Source organism: Actinospineispora eucalypti (genome assembly GCF_039543365.1).
In the GTDB taxonomy this organism is placed as follows: domain Bacteria; phylum Actinomycetota; class Actinomycetes; order Mycobacteriales; family Pseudonocardiaceae; genus Pseudonocardia; species Pseudonocardia eucalypti.
In genome coordinates this window covers 131,226-148,591 of sequence record NZ_BAABJP010000043.1, presented here as the reverse complement: position 1 = coordinate 148,591, position 17,366 = coordinate 131,226, and the positions used below count along the sequence as shown (strand labels likewise).

Annotated in this window: 19 protein-coding genes and 1 tRNA gene; 10 read left to right on the top strand and 10 right to left on the bottom strand. The window is 69.9% G+C overall.

What is annotated here, in order from left to right:
• Positions 1–334: 334 nt before the first annotated feature.
• Positions 335–2,938: an ATP-dependent chaperone ClpB gene (gene clpB / locus ABEB12_RS32335; RefSeq protein ID WP_185066276.1), complete on the top strand. Its 2,604-nt coding sequence runs from the start codon at positions 335–337 to the stop codon at positions 2,936–2,938.
• A gap of 191 nt (positions 2,939–3,129) precedes the next feature.
• Here clpB and ABEB12_RS32330 read toward each other — a convergent pair whose 3' ends face one another.
• Positions 3,130–3,819 carry a DUF2848 family protein gene (locus ABEB12_RS32330; RefSeq protein ID WP_185066277.1) on the bottom strand — a complete coding sequence of 230 codons (690 nt, stop codon included), beginning with the start codon at positions 3,817–3,819 and terminating at the stop codon, positions 3,130–3,132.
• Between the two features lie 49 nt (positions 3,820–3,868).
• Here ABEB12_RS32330 and ABEB12_RS32325 point away from each other — a divergent pair, with 49 nt between their 5' ends.
• On the top strand, positions 3,869–5,197 hold the full coding sequence (locus ABEB12_RS32325; protein ID WP_185066278.1) for an MFS transporter: 1,329 nt from the start codon (positions 3,869–3,871) through the stop codon (positions 5,195–5,197).
• 12 nt (positions 5,198–5,209) lie between these two features.
• Here ABEB12_RS32325 and ABEB12_RS32320 read toward each other — a convergent pair whose 3' ends face one another.
• Positions 5,210–5,875 (bottom strand): FCD domain-containing protein, encoded by a 666-nt coding sequence (locus ABEB12_RS32320; RefSeq protein WP_185066279.1) that lies wholly within the window; start codon positions 5,873–5,875, stop codon positions 5,210–5,212.
• A 38-nt stretch (positions 5,876–5,913) separates the two neighbouring features.
• On the opposite strand from ABEB12_RS32320, the gene ABEB12_RS32315 reads away from it, so the two are divergent.
• Positions 5,914–6,702, top strand: coding sequence for a nitrilase-related carbon-nitrogen hydrolase (locus ABEB12_RS32315; protein ID WP_185066280.1), 789 nt, complete (start codon positions 5,914–5,916; stop codon positions 6,700–6,702).
• 33 nt (positions 6,703–6,735) lie between these two features.
• Here ABEB12_RS32315 and dcd read toward each other — a convergent pair whose 3' ends face one another.
• Entirely contained in the window at positions 6,736–7,317 is a 582-nt protein-coding gene (gene dcd, locus ABEB12_RS32310; protein WP_185066281.1) for a dCTP deaminase, read from the bottom strand.
• A gap of 73 nt (positions 7,318–7,390) precedes the next feature.
• Here dcd and ABEB12_RS32305 point away from each other — a divergent pair.
• Together ABEB12_RS32305 and ABEB12_RS32300 are read left to right on the top strand one after the other, a co-directional pair.
• Positions 7,391–7,461: transfer RNA gene (locus ABEB12_RS32305), tRNA-Gly, on the top strand.
• A 46-nt stretch (positions 7,462–7,507) separates the two neighbouring features.
• Entirely contained in the window at positions 7,508–7,837 is a 330-nt protein-coding gene (locus ABEB12_RS32300; protein WP_185066282.1) for a DUF4288 domain-containing protein, read from the top strand.
• Here the strand turns inward: ABEB12_RS32300 and ABEB12_RS32295 are convergent.
• From ABEB12_RS32295 to ABEB12_RS32285, 3 genes are read right to left on the bottom strand one after another with little or no spacing between them, the layout of a single operon-like run.
• The gene (locus ABEB12_RS32295) at positions 7,831–8,445 is read right to left on the bottom strand and encodes an MSMEG_1061 family FMN-dependent PPOX-type flavoprotein (RefSeq protein ID WP_185066283.1); all 615 of its coding nucleotides are present in this window, start codon (positions 8,443–8,445) and stop codon (positions 7,831–7,833) included. The genes ABEB12_RS32300 and ABEB12_RS32295 overlap by 7 nt on opposite strands.
• A gap of 19 nt (positions 8,446–8,464) precedes the next feature.
• Entirely contained in the window at positions 8,465–8,965 is a 501-nt protein-coding gene (locus ABEB12_RS32290; protein ID WP_185066284.1) for an SRPBCC domain-containing protein, read from the bottom strand.
• Positions 8,962–9,312, bottom strand: a complete 351-nt coding sequence (locus ABEB12_RS32285; protein WP_185066285.1) for a metalloregulator ArsR/SmtB family transcription factor — start codon at positions 9,310–9,312, stop codon at positions 8,962–8,964. Before ABEB12_RS32285 ends, ABEB12_RS32290 begins: the two co-directional genes overlap by 4 nt.
• Before the next feature lie 138 nt (positions 9,313–9,450).
• Between ABEB12_RS32285 and ABEB12_RS32280 the strand changes: the two genes are divergently transcribed.
• Together ABEB12_RS32280 and ABEB12_RS32275 are read left to right on the top strand one after the other, a co-directional pair.
• Positions 9,451–10,272 (top strand): mycofactocin-coupled SDR family oxidoreductase, encoded by an 822-nt coding sequence (locus ABEB12_RS32280; RefSeq protein WP_185066286.1) that lies wholly within the window; start codon positions 9,451–9,453, stop codon positions 10,270–10,272.
• Positions 10,273–10,313: 41 nt separating this feature from the next.
• Positions 10,314–10,748: an SRPBCC family protein gene (locus ABEB12_RS32275; RefSeq protein ID WP_185066287.1), complete on the top strand. Its 435-nt coding sequence runs from the start codon at positions 10,314–10,316 to the stop codon at positions 10,746–10,748.
• Positions 10,749–10,800: 52 nt separating this feature from the next.
• On the opposite strand, the gene ABEB12_RS32270 is transcribed toward ABEB12_RS32275, so the two are convergent.
• The 3 genes from ABEB12_RS32270 to ABEB12_RS32260 form a co-directional block, all read right to left on the bottom strand.
• A complete protein-coding gene (locus ABEB12_RS32270) occupies positions 10,801–11,598 on the bottom strand; it encodes an SDR family oxidoreductase (protein WP_185066288.1) in 798 nt (265 codons plus the stop codon).
• 119 nt (positions 11,599–11,717) lie between these two features.
• Positions 11,718–12,125 (bottom strand): cupin domain-containing protein, encoded by a 408-nt coding sequence (locus ABEB12_RS32265; protein ID WP_221499039.1) that lies wholly within the window; start codon positions 12,123–12,125, stop codon positions 11,718–11,720.
• A gap of 167 nt (positions 12,126–12,292) precedes the next feature.
• Complete coding sequence (locus ABEB12_RS32260; RefSeq protein WP_185066289.1) at positions 12,293–12,928, bottom strand: LmrA/YxaF family transcription factor; 636 nt, start codon at positions 12,926–12,928, stop codon at positions 12,293–12,295.
• Between the two features lie 698 nt (positions 12,929–13,626).
• Between ABEB12_RS32260 and ABEB12_RS32255 the strand changes: the two genes are divergently transcribed.
• The 3 genes from ABEB12_RS32255 to ABEB12_RS32245 all read left to right on the top strand — a co-directional run bounded on the left by ABEB12_RS32255 (position 13,627) and on the right by ABEB12_RS32245 (position 16,103).
• Entirely contained in the window at positions 13,627–14,544 is a 918-nt protein-coding gene (locus ABEB12_RS32255) for a zinc-binding dehydrogenase (protein WP_185066290.1), read from the top strand.
• Between the two features lie 66 nt (positions 14,545–14,610).
• Positions 14,611–15,555: an alcohol dehydrogenase catalytic domain-containing protein gene (locus tag ABEB12_RS32250; protein WP_185066291.1), complete on the top strand. Its 945-nt coding sequence runs from the start codon at positions 14,611–14,613 to the stop codon at positions 15,553–15,555.
• A 182-nt stretch (positions 15,556–15,737) separates the two neighbouring features.
• Complete coding sequence (locus ABEB12_RS32245) at positions 15,738–16,103, top strand: nitroreductase family protein (protein WP_345703325.1); 366 nt, start codon at positions 15,738–15,740, stop codon at positions 16,101–16,103.
• A gap of 9 nt (positions 16,104–16,112) precedes the next feature.
• Here ABEB12_RS32245 and ABEB12_RS32240 read toward each other — a convergent pair whose 3' ends face one another.
• Positions 16,113–17,360, bottom strand: a complete 1,248-nt coding sequence (locus ABEB12_RS32240) for an amidohydrolase family protein (RefSeq protein WP_345703324.1) — start codon at positions 17,358–17,360, stop codon at positions 16,113–16,115.
• Positions 17,361–17,366: the final 6 nt, after the last annotated feature.

Sequence of the window (17,366 nt, the reverse complement as noted above, 5' to 3'; positions counted from 1 at the left end):
CGGCCACGCAGGTACCCCCAACCCGAGCGGCAGGGCCAGCGCGGCGAGCAGCCGAACCGCGCCGGCGTGCGACGGGTCCAGGCGCGGCGCCTGGCGGTAGGCGTCGGCGGCGACCGGCGGGTAGCCGAGCCGCAGCGGCATGTTGCCCCGGGTGCGGGGGCACCTGCACGTCCGCGTTCCGCTGAACGCGCGGGCGCAGCTTCCCCAACCTGGCGGGCGGATCGTCCAGACTGGGCGACGGACAAACTTCGCATCACTTGAGTGGAACAGACTCAAGTTTGCTGACGTTGTGCATAGCGAGAACCTACGAGACCGCTATGGAGGACCGACGAGGATGGACTCGTTCAACCCCACCACCAAGACGCAGCAGGCGGTGTCGGCGGCCGTCCAGGCAGCGACGCTCGCCGGCAACCCGGACGTCGGCCCGACCCACCTGCTGGCCGCGCTGCTCGCCCAGGCGGACGGCATCACCGCGCCGCTGCTGGAGGCGGTGGGCTCCGACCCGGCGACCATCCGTAAAGAGCTGACCACGCTCGGCAACCGCCTGCCGTCCGCCGCCGGCGCCACGGTGAGCGCGCCGCAGCCCAACCGGGACGCCATCGCCGCGCTGAACGCCGCGCAGCAGCTGGCCACCGAGATGGGCGACGAGTACGTCTCCACCGAGCACCTGCTGGTCGGGCTGTCCGACAACAACGACGACGTCGGCCGCCTGCTCAAGCGCTACGGCGCCACCCCGGACGCCCTCAAGGAGGCGTTCAGCAAGGTGCGCGGCGCAAGCCGGGTGAGCAGCCCGGACCCGGAGAGCACCTACCAGGCGCTGGAGAAGTACGGCGTCGACCTGACCGAGCGTGCCCGCAAGGGCGAGCTGGACCCGGTGATCGGCCGGGACACCGAGATCCGCCGCGTCGTCCAGGTCCTTTCCCGGCGCACCAAGAACAACCCGGTGCTGATCGGCGAGCCGGGCGTGGGCAAGACCGCCATCGTGGAGGGCCTGGCCCAGCGCATCGTGGCCGGTGACGTGCCGGAGAGCCTCAAGAACAAGCGGGTCGTCGCGCTGGACCTGGGCTCCATGGTGGCCGGCGCCAAGTACCGGGGCGAGTTCGAGGAACGCCTCAAGGCGGTGCTCAAGGAGATCACCGAGAGCGCCGGCCAGGTGGTCACCTTCATCGACGAGCTGCACACCATCGTCGGCGCCGGCGCCACCGGCGACAGCAGCATGGACGCCGGCAACATGATCAAGCCGATGCTGGCCCGGGGCGAGCTGCGGATGGTCGGCGCGACCACGCTGGACGAGTACCGCGAGCGGATCGAGAAGGACCCCGCGCTGGAGCGCCGCTTCCAGCAGGTACTGGTCGGCGAGCCGAGTGTGGAAGACACCGTGGGCATCCTGCGCGGCCTGAAGGAGCGCTACGAGGTGCACCACGGCGTGCGCATCACCGACACCGCACTGGTCGCCGCCGCAACGCTTTCCGACCGCTACATCACCGCCCGGTTCCTGCCGGACAAGGCCATCGACCTGGTCGACGAGGCCGCGTCCCGGTTACGCATGGAGATCGACAGCCGGCCGGTGGAGATCGACGAGGTGGAGCGCGCGGTGCGCCGCCTGGAGATCGAGGAGATGGCGCTGGCCAAGGAGGACGACCCGGCGTCGGCGCAACGCCTGACCGCGCTGCGGGCCGAGCTGGCCGAGAAGCGCGAGACCCTGAACGCCCTCACCGCCCGCTGGCAGAACGAGAAGACCGCCATCGAGTCCGCCCGCGAGCTGAAGGAGCAGTTGGAGGGGCTGCGCGGCGAGTCCGAGCGGGCCGAACGGGACGGCGACCTGGGCCGGGCCGCCGAGCTGCGCTACGGCAAGATCCCCGCGCTGGAGAAGCAGCTGGCCGCGGCCACCGAGCTGTCGGCCAAGAAGGAAGAGCTGATGCTCAAGGAGGAGGTCGGCCCGGACGACGTGGCCGACGTGGTCTCCGCCTGGACCGGCATCCCGGCCGGCCGCCTGCTGGAGGGCGAGACGGCGAAGCTGCTGCGCATGGAGGACGAGCTCGGCAAGCGGGTGATCGGGCAGGCGGAAGCCGTCCGCGCGGTGTCGGACGCGGTGCGCCGGGCGCGCGCCGGGGTGGCCGACCCGAACCGCCCCACCGGATCGTTCCTGTTCCTCGGCCCGACCGGTGTGGGCAAGACCGAGCTGGCCAAGGCACTGGCCGAGTTCCTGTTCGACGACGAGCGGGCCATGGTCCGCATCGACATGTCGGAGTACTCGGAGAAGCACAGCGTCGCCCGGCTGGTCGGCGCGCCGCCCGGGTACGTGGGCTACGACCAGGGTGGCCAGCTCACCGAGGCGGTGCGGCGCCGCCCCTACACGGTGGTGCTGCTGGACGAGGTGGAGAAGGCCCATCCGGACGTGTTCGACGTGCTGCTCGCGGTGCTGGACGACGGCCGCCTCACCGACGGCCAGGGCCGCACGGTGGACTTCCGCAACACCATCCTGGTGCTCACCTCCAACCTGGGCTCCACCGCGATCGCCGACGCCGGGCTCGACGAATCCGGCCGCCGCGACGCGGTGCTGCGGGTGGTGCGCGGCCACTTCAAGCCGGAGTTCCTGAACCGGCTGGACGACATGGTGGTGTTCCACGCGCTGGCCACCGAGGAGCTGACCAAGATCGTGGACATCCAGCTGCGCCAGCTCGGCCGGCGGTTGGCCGCCCGGCGACTGACCCTGGACGTGTCCGACGGCGCCCGCGAGTGGCTGGCCATCAACGGCTTCGACCCGCTGTACGGTGCCCGCCCGCTGCGCCGGTTGGTGCAGACCGCGATCGGTGACTCGCTGGCCAAGTCGCTGTTGGCCGGCGAGATCACCGACGGCGACACGGTCCGGGTCGACCTGGCCGGCTCGATGCTGGACAGCACCGCCGGCCTGACCGTAGGCCGCGCCCCCATCTGACCGCCCCACCCGCCCCGACCTGATTCAGTCGGTTCAGCACGCTGGTTCAGTCGGTTCAGCACGCTGATTCAGTGGATCCGGCAGGCTGGTTCAGTGGATCCGGCAGGCTGATTCAGTGCATTCAGCAGCCCGATTCAGTGGATCCAGCAGGCTGGTCAGTGGGTTTGGGCGGCCGTTGAAGGCCCCGCCGGTCAACCGATCGGCGGGGGCAACCGGTCGACGGCGTAGGCCAGCTCAAGGGTGCGGCCGGTGACCGGGTCCGCCAGTTCGACGCGCCAGTCGTCGGCGAACTGGTCCACGCCGGGCACCATGGCCACCGTGCCGGACAGCAGCACGGTGCCGGGGGTGAGCAGGTCCAGCTCGCGCAGCCGGTCCAGCCAGTAGGACGGCGGTAGCAGCGCGTCCAGCTTGGCGTCCTGGATCAGCTGCTCCGGCCCGTCGCCGTGCCGCACCCAGGCGCGCAGCTGGATGGCGTCGAGGTGGTCGGTGACCTCGGCCAGCTGCCAAGCTTGTGCGCCCAGCACGTCCGGAGCGGCGTTCTTGCTCCACGCCACGCCGTGCACCTCCAGCGCCCGGTCGGTGTGGTCGCAGGCCACGGTGAGCAGCGGATCGCCCCGGTCGTCGATCACGACCGCCCACTCCGCCTCGCCCGAGGTGCGCTCGTGCTGCGCCGGCACCAGGTCGGTCTGCATGGCCAGGTAGGGAGCGACCGGGTACAGCGCCGGGGTGACCGAAGGCGCGGGAACGCCCAGCTCGGCCAGCTCGGCGACGTGCGCCGCGACCTCCTCCTGTGCCCGGCCGGCATACCCGGCGTTGAACAGCCGCCGCACGGCCACCGAGCGCCGCTCGCCGTCGGGTAGCGCGAAGTTCAAAGTACTCAAAATTCACCAGCCCTTGCGCATGCTCTGTGTATACAGGAAGTATAAGCACATGTCGTTGCAACCGCCGCCCTCATCGCCGCGGGTTCCGCCCAACCGCCGGGACCTGCGCAAGGCGTTCTTCGCCAGCCTCTCCGGGACCTCGTTGGAGTGGTACGACTTCGCGGTTTACTCGGCCTCGGCCGCGCTGGTGTTCCCCGTGTTGTTCTTTCCCGCGTCCGATCCGCTGACCGGCACGCTGCTCGCGTTCTCCACCTACGCGGTCGGCTACGTGTCCCGCCCGCTGGGCGGAGTGGTGTTCGGCCGGCTGGGCGACGTGATCGGCCGCAAGCAGGTGCTGGTGCTGACCCTGCTGCTGATCGGCGTGGCCACGTTCGCCATCGGGCTGCTGCCCAGCTACGCGAGCATCGGGGTGGCCGCGCCGACCCTGCTGGTGCTGCTGCGGTTCGCGCAGGGCGTCGGGGTGGGCGGCGAGTGGGGCGGGGCGGTGCTGCTGTCCAGCGAGTTCGGCGATCCCCGGCGGCGCGGCTTCTGGTCATCGGCGGCGCAGGTCGGCCCGCCCGCCGGGAACCTGCTCTCCAACGGCGTACTCGCGCTGCTCACCGCCGTGCTGTCCGACGCGGCGTTCCTGAGCTGGGGCTGGCGGCTGGCGTTCCTGCTGTCCGCCGTGCTGGTCGCCTTCGGGCTGTGGATCCGGCTGAAGCTGGAGGACACCCCGGTCTTCAAGGCCATCCAGCAGTCCGGCGACCGGCCCAGCGCACCGATCAGTGAGGTGTTCGCCCACGAGCGGCGCGGACTGCTCGCCGGGGTGCTCTGCCGCATCTGCCCGGACGTGGCATACGCGCTGTATACCGTGTTCGTACTGGCCTACGGCACGGCGCACGGGTTCACCCGCACCCAGGTGCTGGCCGCCACGCTGATCGGCGCCGCCGCGCAGCTGGGCCTGATGCCGCTGGCCGGCGCACTCACCGACCGGGTCAACCGCCGAGGGCTGTACGCGGTCGCCGTGGCCGGCACGGCGATCTGGCCGTTCGCGTTCTTCCCGATGATCGAAGGTGGCTCGTTCCCGCTGCTGGTCATCGGTGTACTGGTCGGCCTGGTGCTGCACGCGTTCATGTACGGCCCGCAGGCCGCGTTCATCACCGAACAGTTCGCGCCCCGGCTGCGCTACACCGGCAGTTCGCTGGCATACACCATCGCCGGCGTGTTCGGTGGCGCCGTCGCGCCGCTGGCCTTCGCCGCACTGCACGGGAAGTTCGGCAGCTGGTTCCCGGTGGCAGGGTACCTGCTGGTCGCCAGCCTGGTCACGCTGGGCGGACTGGCGATCGGCCGGGACCCGGAGCCGTCCGAGGACGAGCAGCTGCTCGCCGCGACACGCTGAACCGTGCCGGGCTCAGACGTCCAGCAGCACCCGCAGGGTGAGCGCGAGGTGCTCGTCGATGGCGGCGTGCGCGGCCTGTTCGTCGGCGTCGGACAGCGCGGCCACGATCCGTTCGTGCTCGGCGCACACCGCGAGCTGCCGGTTCGCCGAGCCGCACACCGCCTTGATGCCCAGCCGGCGCTGGCGCACCCGCAGTCCGGCGTAGGTGCGGGCCAGCGTGGCGTTGCCGGAGGCGTCCACCAGGACCTGGTGGAACTCCATGTCGTGGTCGATGAACGCGGTCGCGGCGGCGACCCGGTCCCGGTCGGGCGACTCGTCGGCGTGGGCCAGCTGGTACTGGGCGTCCAACGTGCTGTTCAGGAAGTCGAAGGGCACCGTCTTGTCGGCCAGCGCGCGGCTGGCCGAGTAGCGCTCCAGCACCCCGCGCAGCTCCATCAGCTCACGGATCTGCCGGCCGGTCAGCGGTGGCACGTAGGCGCCCCGGCCCGGCAGCATCTCCACCAGGCCGTCCGCGACCAGCAGCAGCAACGCCTCGCGCACCGGCGTGCGGGAGACCCCGATGCGCTCGGCCAGCTCGACCTCGTTGAGGAAGCTGCCCTGCGCCTCCGGGTCGGAGAGCACCACCTCGCGCAGGTAGTTCAACGCTCGGTCACGGCCGGACCCACGGACAACAGGCATACAGTAGGTATACAGCAGCAATGCATGGGAGGAAGCCGGTGCGCATCGCGCTTGCCCAAATCGTGTCAACCCCGGAACCGTCGGCCAACCTGGAGCAGGTGGCCGACCGGACCCGCGCGGCGGCCGAGGCCGGCGCCCGGCTGGTGGTCTTTCCGGAAGCCACCATGTGCTGCTTCGGGGTAAAGCTCGCCCCGGTGGCCGAGCCGCTGACCGGCCCGTGGGCCTCCTCGGTGCGGGAAATCGCGCGGGAAGCCGGGGTCACCGTGGTGGCCGGCATGTTCACCCCGGCACCGGACGGCCGGGTGCGCAACACGCTGCTGGCCACCGGCGAAGGCGTGGAAGCCGGCTACGACAAGATCCACCTGTTCGACGCCTTCGGGTTCGCAGAGTCGGACACCGTCGCACCCGGCGAAGAGCCGGTGACGATCAAGGTCGACGATCTGGTGGTCGGCCTGACCACCTGCTACGACCTGCGTTTCCCCGGCCTCTACCAGCGGCTGGCCGACGCCGGCGCCACGCTGATGGTGGCCCCCGCCTCCTGGGGCGCCGGCCCGGGCAAGCGCGCGCAGTGGGACCTGCTGGTACGCGCCCGCGCGCTGGACTCCACGTCCTTCGTGGCCGCCTGCGACCAGGGCGACCCGACCACCGTGGGCCGCCCCGCCGGCAAGGCTCCCACCGGCATCGGAGCGAGCGCGGTCGCCGGCCCGCTGGGCGACTTCATCGACCAACTCGACGCCGAACCCGGGTTGCTGATCACCGACATCGACCCGGCTCAGGTCACCGCCGCCCGCCAAGCCGTCCCCGTCCTAACCAACCGCCGCTTCTGACCCTCAGCACCCGCCGGTCCGGCCGGGCAGCGATCAGCGCCGGGTGTCTACGCGGTGGAAGTTGAGGTAGGCGCGGGAGGGGGTGGGGCCGCGTTGGCCCTGGTAGCGGGAGCCGACCGACGCCGAGCCGTAGGGGTGCTCGGCGGGGTTGGAGAGCCGGAACAGGCACAGCTGGCCGATCTTCATGCCCGGCCAGAGCATGATCGGCAGATTCGCCACGTTGGACAGCTCCAGGGTGATGTGCCCGTTGAACCCCGGGTCGATGAACCCCGCTGTGGAATGCGTGAGCAGCCCCAGCCGGCCGAGGCTGGACTTGCCCTCCAGCCGCCCGGCCAGATCGTCCGGCAGCCCGACCTTCTCGAACGTGGACCCCAGCACGAACTCGCCGGGGTGCAGCACGAACGGTTCGTCACCCTCCGGCTCCACCGAGGTGGTCAGCTCGTCCTGGCGTTCCCTCGGGTCGATGTGCGTGTAGCGGGAGTTCTGGAAGACCCGGAAGAAGCGGTCCAACCGCACGTCGATGCTGGACGGTTGGAGCATCTCGGCGTGCCACGGGTCCAGCACCAGCCGGCCGGAGTCGAGCTCCTTGCGCAGGTCACCGTCGGAAAGCAGCACCCAGCCACCCTAATGGACCGATCAACGGGGCCGCCCGGCCGGCATGCTAGGCTCGGAACGCGGGTCATCTCGTGCGGATGTAGTTCAATGGTAGAACGTCAGCTTCCCAAGCTGAGAACGCGGGTTCGATTCCCGTCATCCGCTCTCACCAGCCAATTCTTGGTTGCGCCCGGGTGACAGACTCCCCGGTATGGAAGATCCACGGCCGTACGTGGCGATCTTGTTGTTCGAGTCCAGCTCGCCGTCGCCCGGCTACCGGCCGCTGTACCGCGAGGACATCGCGCTGGTCTACGCCGAGGGCCATGAGCGCGCGGTGGAGCGCGCGCGGGCGCACGGCCTCGCGCAGGAATGCACGGTGTATAACGATCTTGGCGAGGCGATCACGTTGCGCCTGATCGAGGTGGTGGACGTCAACGAGCCGCTGGACGAGGACCTCGGCGGCGGCACCGCCGACCTTTACGCGCGGCACTTCTACGACCTGGACGCCTGGCGCAGGGTGGAGACCAGCCTCGATCAGTAGAGCTTGGTCGCGTAGGCCGGGCCGTAGTACTCCTCGAGCGAGGCCAGCGAGTCGTCCGGGCGCTCCAGCGTCTTGGCGATCTGGGCGCGGGAGGGCAGGTCGGACGGCGCCGGCGCGGTCCACAGCGACGAGCGCAGGAACGCCTTGGCGCAGTGGAAGAATACTTCCTGTATAACGATCTCCATGGCCAGCAGCGGCCGCTTTCCCGCCACGGCCAGCTCGTCGAAGTAGGGCGCGTCGGCGATCAGCCGAGCGGTGCCGTTGATCCGCAGCGTGTCGCCGCGCCCGGGCACCATGAAGATCAGCCCGACCTGGGGGTTGGCCAGCACGTTGTGGAAGCCGTCGGCCCGCCGGTTGCCCGGTCGCTCCGGCAAGGCCAGCGTGCGGTCGTCCAGCACCCGGGCGAAGCCGGGTGGGTCGCCCTTCGGCGAGACGTCGCAGGTGCCGTCCGCGCCGCTGGTCGCGACCAGGCAGAACGGCGAGGCGGCCAGCCAGCGCCGGTGCATCGGGTGCAGCCGGTCGCGGGCCTTGTCGGCCACCCTGGGCAGCGGTGGACCACCGAGCAACTCGCGCAGGCGCTCGACGGACGTGATCTCGGAAGTGGTCACGTCCGTCGAGCCTATGCCTTCAGTCGAGCAGTTTCCGCAGGTAATCGGCGAGCAGGTCGAAGCTGCGGTCGGCGCCGTCGTTCATCCCGGTGGCCAGCGCGGCGTCCCGGGCCTCCTTCGACGGGTAGCTAATGGTGTCCACCAGCAGCGTCCGCCCGGGGTCGTCGTCCGCGTCGGTGAGCACCAGCGTGCACAGCGTCTCCGGCCACTCCGGGCCCCACGACTCGGTGCGCACCAGCCGGTCGGGCGGGCTGACCTCGCGGTACTCCCCGGTCATCTCCATGCCCTCCCCGTTCACGTTCCGCCAGCCGAAGTGCCACTTGCCGCCGGGGCGCAGGTCGATCTCGCAGATCGGCATGGTCCAGCCGTCCGGTCCGAGCATCCAGTGCGGCAGGTGCTCGGGGTTGGTGAACGCCTCGAACACCAGGCGGCGCGGGGCGTCGAGCACCCTGCTCATGGTCACCTCGGTGTCCGAGGGGGTGCCGAACTCGGTCTTGCCGGTGGGTTTCGCGGTGGTCATTTCTCCTGCTCCTTCATCTTCTGTAGATAGTCGTCCAGTCGCGTGTAGCTGGCGTCCCAGAACCGCCGGTAGCCCTCCGCCCACTCGGTGACCTCACGCAACGGCGTCGCGTCCAGCCGGCACGGCCGCCACTGCGCCTCCCGGCCCCGGGCGATCAGGCCGGCGCGTTCCAGCACGCGCAGGTGCTTGGAAACTGCCGGGCCACTCATGTCGAACGGCGCGGACAGCTCCTTGACGGTCGCCGGCCCCTCGATAAGGCGGGCCAGGATCGCCCGGCGGGTCGGGTCAGCCAGCGCGGCGAAGGTGACGCTCAGCGGGTCTTTCGCGCCGGCTTGGTCGATTGTCATCCGTATCAAACCAATCGGTTATCTAACGACTCAGTTAGATAACCATGGGTGACTGCAGCTGTCAAGGAAAACCCCGCGAGCTCGTTCCGGCGTTGTCCGTAAGGTCATCGCATCGGCGAGTCTCTGGAGGGGTTGGGCATGAGCGGGAAGCTGGCCGGCAAGGTCGCGTTGATCACCGGGGCGGCGCGCGGGCAGGGCCGCAGCCACGCAGTGCGCCTGGCCGAAGCGGGCGCGGACGTGATCGCGGTGGACATCTGCCGGCAGCTCGACGAGGTGAGCTACCCGCTCGCCACCCCGGCCGAGCTGGCCGAGACGGTCGCCGAGGTGGAAAAACTGGACCGGCGGATCGTGTCGGTCGAGGCGGACGTGCGCTCCGCCGAGGCCATGGCGCGCGCGGTCGCCGACGGGGCGGCCGAGCTCGGCGGGGTGGACATCGTGCTGGCCAACGCCGGCATCGGCATGGTGCGCGAGGGCCTGGACCCGGCGGTCGCATTCAACACGTTGCTGCAGGTCAACCTGGTTGGAGTGTGGAACACCGTGCACGCGGCCGCGCCGGTGATGATCGAGGGCGGCCGGGGCGGGGCGATCGTGCTGACCGGATCGGTGATGGGGCTGAGCGGGCGCGGCGGCAGCGGCCTCCCCGGCATGCAGGGCTACGTGGCCGCCAAGCACGGCCTGGTCGGGCTGATGCGCAGCTGGGCCAACTGGCTGGCCCCGCACATGATCCGGGTGAACGCGGTGCACCCCACCGGCGTGGCCACGCCGATGATCATGAACGAGGCGATGGCGGCCGTGCTCGAGTCGATGCCGGCGGACGGCCCGGACATGGGCAACCTGCTGGATGTCCCCATGGTGGAGTCGGTCGACATCAGCAACGCGATCGCCTGGCTGGTCTCCGACGACGCACGCTACGTAACCGGCGTCAACCTCCCCGTGGACGCCGGCTTCACCGTCAGGTAGCCGGCGCGCGGCGGCGGGCGGATGGGGTTAGCGTCCGGCGCATGGAGCTTGCGTACGCCAGTGTGGCCCTGGCCCAGCCGCCCGACGTGGTGTGGTCGGTGCTCGGCGACTTCCACGGGTTGGCCGGGTGGGTGCGGCGCATCCGGTCCTCGGAGGCGGAGGACGGCACCGGGGTGGGCTCGGTCCGCCGGCTGACCCTGGACCCGGACGGGCTGGTGGCGCGGGAGCGACTGGTCAGCCACGACGACCCGGGCCGGCGGTACAGCTACGAGTTCGCCGACGAGATCCCGTTCCCGGCCAGCGCGTACCGGGGGACCGTGCACCTGCTGCCGATCACCGACACCGGCGGCACGTTTCTCGAGTGGTACGGCGAGTACGAGTGCGCGCCCGGGTTGGAGCAGACCCTGCGGGACACGTTCACCGGGATCTACGCGTCGTTCTTCGCCGACCTGCGCGCGAAGCTGGAGGGCGGCTGAGGCTGCCCGGCGACGGCCCACGCGCAGTCGCCACGACGACTCCGGCGCACGCTCACCCGGAGACGCGGGAGCCCGGCGGGGACAGCGCCGGCGTGTGCGCGGCCAGACCACCGTCGACGCAGATCACCTGCCCGGTGATGAACGCGGCCTGCTCGGATGCGAGGAACACCACGGCGTTCGCGATGTCCTCGGCCCGGCCCAGCCTCGGCGTGAGGTGCGCGTCCTCCAGGGCGCGCCGCTGCTCGGCCGGGACGGCCGCGATGGCGTCCGTGGCCACGATGCCCGGGGCGATCGCGTTGCACCGCACCCCGCCCTTGCCGTAACCGGTCGCCACCGCGCGCACCAGCGCATCCAGGCCGCCCTTGGAAACCGAGTAGGCGGTGCGGTGCGCGCTGCCGGTCAGCCCCTTCACCGAGCTGGTCAGCACGATCGACCCGCCACCGGCGGCCAGCATGCCCGGCACCGCGTGCTTGCAGCCGAGCATTCCGCCCCGCAGGTTGACCGCCATCACCTGGTCGAACAGCTCGACCGACAGGTCGACCACGCCCCGGTCGCCCATGAACGCGTCGCGGGTGGTGAGGGCGGCGTTGCTGTGCAGCACGGTGACCGTGCCCAGCTCGTCACTGGTTCGTTCGAGTGCGCCTATCCAATCCGCCTCCTGAGTCACGTCCAGCCCGAACGCGCGGGCCCGCCCTCCGTCGGCGGTGATCCGGTCCGCCACGGCGCGCGCCGACGCCACGTCGAGATCCGTCACCGCCACCGCCGCCCCGGCCCGGGCCAGCGCGGCGGCGCTCGCCGCGCCGATCCCCGAACCGGCCCCGGTGACCAGTGCGACCTGCCCATCAAGCATGTCCGACCCCCCCGACAGTTTCGGGTTCGCCATCCCGAATCCCAGACATTGCGCAACCTCACGCTATGCCACCGCTTCCGGCGGTGTCCTTCTGACCAGCACCACTGCCGGAGCGGCGGCTACAGATCCGCGGGGACCGGAATCCTGGAGCCGGCCTTCGCGGCCAGCTCGTCATCGGCGACCATGGTGATCATCTCGACGTCGGGTGCGCACAGCATGACCACGACGAATCGGCTGGTTCGGTCCGAAAGAAGATTGGCCGCGGTGTAATGGATCACATCACCGCCAGGTTCGAAGAATCCTTCTCCGGCTTTGATGCGATAGGGGGCTCCACCCTCCACTTCGAAGAGCATTTCCCCTTCGACCATGTAGCCGAACACCGGCCCCGAGTGGCGGTGTGGAGCAATTCCGGGATCACCAGGCGGAAGCTCCAGGAGGCGAATCATGGCGTGCGCGCCGGCCGGAAGCGTAAACCCATCGATCTTGAGGAGGTCGTCCGAGGTCATGTTCGTGGCAACTGTTCCCATGCGGTGAGCGTATTAATTCAGCACTCGACGGGGCTGGTCCACTTCACGCTCGTCCATCTGGTCCACTTCGAATACATTTCGCGGTAGCTCATCCGGAAAGGTAGCGCCCGCCGCGCGGTCACTTCAGACGGCGGCCGGACCCCTCCCGGCGCGACAGCCAGCGGGTATCAGCCGGTGGCGAAGGAGTCGATGTGATCAAGCGCCATGTCCAGCGCGATGCCCATGGGCTTGGAATTGTGCGCGCTCTGCGCGAGCAGGTATCCGCCCTGCAGGGCCGCGAGCAACCCCGTCCCGAGGGCCGTGGGGTTGGCCTCTTTGGTGAGCACGCCGAGTTTTTGCAGTCGGGCGAGGGTATCGATGAGCAGCCGTTCCCAGGCTTGGAACGTCTCCGACAGCGCTGCGCGGGACCGCTCGTCGACGTCGGACAACTCGATCGACATGCCGCCAAGGGCACAGCCGTAGGAGCCGTCCTGCAGAGCGTTGGACTGGACCAGCGCGTCACGCCAACGTCGCAGTCCGGCGAGAGTCCGCACGCCACGCAGTCGCTGCTCTTCTCGATTGAGCACGAACCGCGATGTCACGTCGATCACCGCGTGGATCAGCGCCAGCTTGTCCGGGAAGTGGTTGTACAGCTGCGACTTGCTGGTTTTGCTGGCGAGCCGGATGTCATCGAGCGTGGTGGCGTTCACGCCTTTGATGTAGAAGAGCTGCTGCGCGGAATCGATGATCCGCGAGCGGGTTTGCAGTCCGCGTGCGGTGTGACGTATCTCCGCGGTCTCGCCGCTACCGTTTGATCCAGACATCCCAATTCACGCGTCCTGACCTGTCGTCGCACTGCCTGGCACCACCGCGACCGCGACTCGGAGATCGGATCGGACCGTCCGCGGAACCGCGGCAAGCATATAGGTCGGCCCGTGGAAGCTGAATTCTTTGCGAACCTGCCCGATGTCGCCGATCTTCGCGCCGGCACATTCCGGCACCTCTCCTACATTGCGCCCCACCCGACGCGCTTCTTCCGCAAAGTCATCGGGTCGGGTTCCGTCCGGGCGCCGCGGCGCCTCTGATGATCGCGGTCCTGGTGGCCGCCCGAGGATGCTCATCACGGCTACGCTCCCGTCGTCGTGGACGCCCATTAAGAGGACCATGTAGTCCATCAACGCGGCACAGCTCGCACTTGTTCCCTCGCTATGGCCTCGTGTTGTCCGATCTGGAGGCCCGCCGTGCGAGTCAGAAACTGGACTGTATAGTCCTTCTAGTGAACGACGAAGGCGCGCCCGAGGGGCGCCGCGGTCGGTGACTGGGCATCGGAGCCGACGTCATCGCCGAGAACGTCGAGGCCTAGCTCATGGCGCAAGACGCCCGGGCTGCCGACCCGCGACCGGGCCAGCACGTCGCACGTTTAAGTTACAAGCATTGCTTGTATCGAAACCAGGTTGGACGATATGGTCCACCTCCTCCGTTCGCCGCGTGGCGACGGGGACCGGATACGGGAAGGTGCCAGATGAAGGCGATTGTGGTGACGGACGAAGCCGAGGGAACGGCGGGGATGACGCTGGCGGAGCGGCCCGAGCCGGTAGCGGCGGGGAACGATGTCGTCGTCGAGGTTCATGCATCCGGCTTCACCCCGGGCGAACTGACCTGGCCCGGGACCTGGACCGATCGCCTCGGCCGGGACCGAACACCGTCGATTCCCGGGCATGAGCTGGCCGGTGTGGTCAGTGCGCTCGGCTATGGCACGGCGGGGCTGTCGGTGGGCCAACGGGTGTTCGGCCTCACGGACTGGACCCGCGACGGCACCCTGGCGGAATACGCGGCCGTCGAGGCGCGCAACCTCGCGCCGCTGCCCGGCGACGTCGAATTCACGGTGGGCGCGAGTCTCCCGATCTCGGGCCTGACCGCATGGCAGGGACTGTTCGTGCACGGCCGCGTCCAGGTCGGGCAGAGCGTCCTCGTGCACGGCGCGGCCGGCGGAGTCGGATCGATGGTGACGCAGCTCGCCCGCGAAGCCGGCGCCTACATCATCGGCACCGGACGGGCCGCCGACCGGCCGGCCGCGCTCGACTTCGGCGCGCGGGAGTTCGTCGACCTCGAGAACGACGCCCTGGAAGACGTCGGCGGGGTCGATCTGGTCTTCGATGTCCTCGGCGGAGACATCCAGAAGCGGTCCGCGAGCCTGATCCGAGCCGGCGGAACGCTGGTCACCATCGCCGGCCCGGCCGAGGCTCGGCCCGCCGACGGACTGGCGATCGACTTCGTCGTCGAAGCCGATCGCACCCAACTGAGCGAGATCGTCCGCCGGGTACGGGATGGACGGCTGCGCACGAATATCGGCAACGTGGCGGCCCTCGACGACGCCGTCGCCGCCTTCAACCCGACCGAGCGGATCAAGGGAAAGACGATCATTCGCGTTCGTCCGTAAGGACTCCGGGACGCGATCGCCGGGCGGCAGCCGGGTGGGCACGGACGGATACAGGGAGGTATTCAGATGAAGGCGATCGTGGTGACCGACCAGGCCGCCGGAACGGCCGGGATGGCGCTGGTGGAGCGGCCCGATCCGGATGCGGCAAGGCTCGCCAGCCTCGCGGGCGCGAGCTACGGCGATGTCGTCGTCCAGGTTCATGCATCGGGATTCACCGGGGATGAGCTGGCGTGGCCCTCGACCTGGATCGACCGGCTCGGCCGGGACCGGACGCCGTCGATTCCCGGGCACGAGCTGGCCGGAGTGGTCAGCGCTCTCGGCTATGGAACCACTGGCCTGTCGATAGGACAGCGAGTGTTCGGCCTCGCGGACTGGACCCGCGACGGCACGCTGGCGGAATACGCGGTCGTTGAGGCACGTAACCTCGCGCCGCTGCCGGGTGATGTTGACTTCACGGTGGCCGCGGGTGTCGTGATGTCAGGGCTGACCGCGTGGCAAGGTCTGTTCGACCACGGCCGCCTTCGCGATGGGCAGACCGTCCTCGTGCACGGCGCGGCCGGCGCGGTCGGATCAATGGCGGCCCAGCTCGCCCGCGAAGCCGGCGCCCACGTCATCGGCACCGGGCGCGCCGCCAGCCGTCAGACCGCGCTCGACTTCGGCGCGCGGGAGTTCGTCGACCTCGAGAACGACGCCCTGGAAGACGTCGGCGAAGTCGATCTGGTCTTCGATGTCCTCGGCGGAGACATCCAGAAGCGGTCCGCGGGCCTGATCCGACCCGGCGGAACGCTGGTCACCGTCACCGGGCCGCCCGAGGCTCGGCCCGCCGACGGACTGGCGATCGACTTCGTCGTCGTGTCCGACCGCGCCCAACTCGGTGAGATCGCCCAGCGCGTTCGGGACGGACGAGTGCGGACGAACATCGGCACCATCGCCACCCTCGACGACGCCGTCGCCGCCTTCAACCCGACCAAGCGGATCAGCGGGAAGACGATCATCAGCATCCGTCCGTAAGGACCCGGAAGGAGCGACGCGTCATGAATCTCGACAAACTCATGGATAAGCACCTCACGCGGGCATTTGACCCGAACCGGTCCATCTCAGAGGTAACCTTCAACAAGTGCAGCCCTGACACTTCTACGTGATGAGCTCTCCCCAGTCGAAACAGCGCCTGGCAAGACAGTCACCTACGGCATGTGTTCGCCCAGGAGAACGCGGACGGCCGGTTCCCCGAAGGTGATTACCGGGACAAGTGGCAGGACTCGGTCCACGCCTTCCTCGACTGGCGCACCTACAACTTCAAAGACATCACCCACTGGATGGAAAAACAGACCTACATGACGGTGGGCCTGGCAATGATGGCCACCGCCGAACTCGGCATCGAAGCCCCCCCCCCCCCGCTCGAAGGTTTCGACCCTCAGACCGTCGACACGGAATTCAAGATCCGCGAAGACGGCTACACCACCACCGTGCTACTCGCTCTCGGTTATCCGGACCTCACCCAGGTCAGCAACAAACCGATCTCCCGGCTCAGCCCGGACCGTATTTTCACCAACATCTGAGCAACGTGCTCAGACCCGGTACAACCTGCGCGCATTGCCGGCGGCGAGCATCCCGGCCACCCGGCGCGCGTCCTCCTCCGTCGCCTCGCCGGAGGCAATCCAGCCCCCCAGCACCTCGGCCAGTGAACGCCGGAAACCACGCGCCGCGATCAGGTACAACTCCGGCAGCCCGAACGCGTCCGAGGCGTACAGCAGCTTGCCGAACGGCGCCAGCTCCAGCGCCTCGGCCAGCAGCTCCGAAGCCCGGTGACCGGCGTAGCTGGACGCCAGGCTCACGTCGAAGTACACGTGCCGGAACACCTGCGCCAACCACGCCGCCTCCCGGTGGTACGGGTAGCAGTGCAGCAGCACGATGGGCGTGCCGGTGTCCTGGGTCGCCCGGCAGAACGCGGTGAGCAGCGCGGGGTTGGCCCGGTGCAGGTCCTCGTCCGAGTCGCCGAAACCGGTGTGGATCTGCAGCGGAAGGCCGGCGTCCACGCCGCACCACAGCGCGTGCCGGAGCAGCACCGGGTCGGTCAGCGGCAGCGCGCCCCGGCCGTCCGGGTCGGTGTGCGCGTCCGCCACTCCGGCGGCGTGCCGGCCCTGCGCCACCGCTGCGGCGTGCCGGCCCTCGGCGCCCGGCACGGCGGAGTGGCGGCCGCCGCGCGGCGAGCCCAGCCAGCGTTCGGCGGCCAGCGCCACCTCGGCCGGCGCCGGCCGGGTCGGTGCCACGTCGAAGCCGTACCGGTAGGCCAGGATCGACTTGCAGGCCACCGCCGTCTCGGCGCGCCGGGCGATCTCGCCGGCCAACGCGTTCGGGTACGCCTCGGCGCTCACCCCTCGCGCCGCCAGGTCCTCGGCCACCGCCTCCAGCCGGACCACCTCGGCCACCGGCGCGTGGGCCAGCGCGGCCAGGGCGTCCAGGTCGAGCAGCTCCTCACCCCGGTATCCGTGGTCCACGAACAGCAGCTCGGTGCCCGATGCGGCAAACAGACGCCGGGCCGCCTCCTCCGCGCCCAGCTCGGCCCGCCGGGCCAGGTAGTCCGCCGCCGGCGCGTGCCGGGGCAGGTCCAGCAGCGGCGCGCACTCCCGGCGCACCGCCAGCCCCAGCTTCGAGTCGAACGGGTCGATCCCCTCCGGCGCACCGGGTTCGGCGACAGCGGGCGCCCGGACGGTCGGCAGGTGCGCCTCGGTGAGCAGCGCGCCGAACGCGGCCGCGTCCAGCTCGCCGCCGACCACGCTGTGGCAGTGGTGGTCGACCAGGCGCAACTCGGTCACCCATGC

Excerpts from the sequence above, each read along its gene's own strand:
- clpB (WP_185066276.1), top strand. The coding sequence starts at position 335 with ATGGACTCGTTCAACCCCACCACCAAGACGCAGCAGGCGGTGTCGGCG.
- ABEB12_RS32325 (WP_185066278.1), top strand. The coding sequence starts at position 3,869 with ATGTCGTTGCAACCGCCGCCCTCATCGCCGCGGGTTCCGCCCAACCGC.
- ABEB12_RS32320 (WP_185066279.1), bottom strand. The coding sequence starts at position 5,875 with ATGCCTGTTGTCCGTGGGTCCGGCCGTGACCGAGCGTTGAACTACCTG.
- ABEB12_RS32300 (WP_185066282.1), top strand. The coding sequence starts at position 7,508 with ATGGAAGATCCACGGCCGTACGTGGCGATCTTGTTGTTCGAGTCCAGC.
- ABEB12_RS32290 (WP_185066284.1), bottom strand. The coding sequence starts at position 8,965 with ATGACCACCGCGAAACCCACCGGCAAGACCGAGTTCGGCACCCCCTCG.
- ABEB12_RS32285 (WP_185066285.1), bottom strand. The coding sequence starts at position 9,312 with ATGACAATCGACCAAGCCGGCGCGAAAGACCCGCTGAGCGTCACCTTC.
- ABEB12_RS32280 (WP_185066286.1), top strand. The coding sequence starts at position 9,451 with ATGAGCGGGAAGCTGGCCGGCAAGGTCGCGTTGATCACCGGGGCGGCG.
- ABEB12_RS32275 (WP_185066287.1), top strand. The coding sequence starts at position 10,314 with ATGGAGCTTGCGTACGCCAGTGTGGCCCTGGCCCAGCCGCCCGACGTG.
- ABEB12_RS32270 (WP_185066288.1), bottom strand. The coding sequence starts at position 11,598 with ATGCTTGATGGGCAGGTCGCACTGGTCACCGGGGCCGGTTCGGGGATC.
- ABEB12_RS32265 (WP_221499039.1), bottom strand. The coding sequence starts at position 12,125 with ATGGGAACAGTTGCCACGAACATGACCTCGGACGACCTCCTCAAGATC.
- ABEB12_RS32260 (WP_185066289.1), bottom strand. The coding sequence starts at position 12,928 with ATGTCTGGATCAAACGGTAGCGGCGAGACCGCGGAGATACGTCACACC.
- ABEB12_RS32255 (WP_185066290.1), top strand. The coding sequence starts at position 13,627 with ATGAAGGCGATTGTGGTGACGGACGAAGCCGAGGGAACGGCGGGGATG.
- ABEB12_RS32250 (WP_185066291.1), top strand. The coding sequence starts at position 14,611 with ATGAAGGCGATCGTGGTGACCGACCAGGCCGCCGGAACGGCCGGGATG.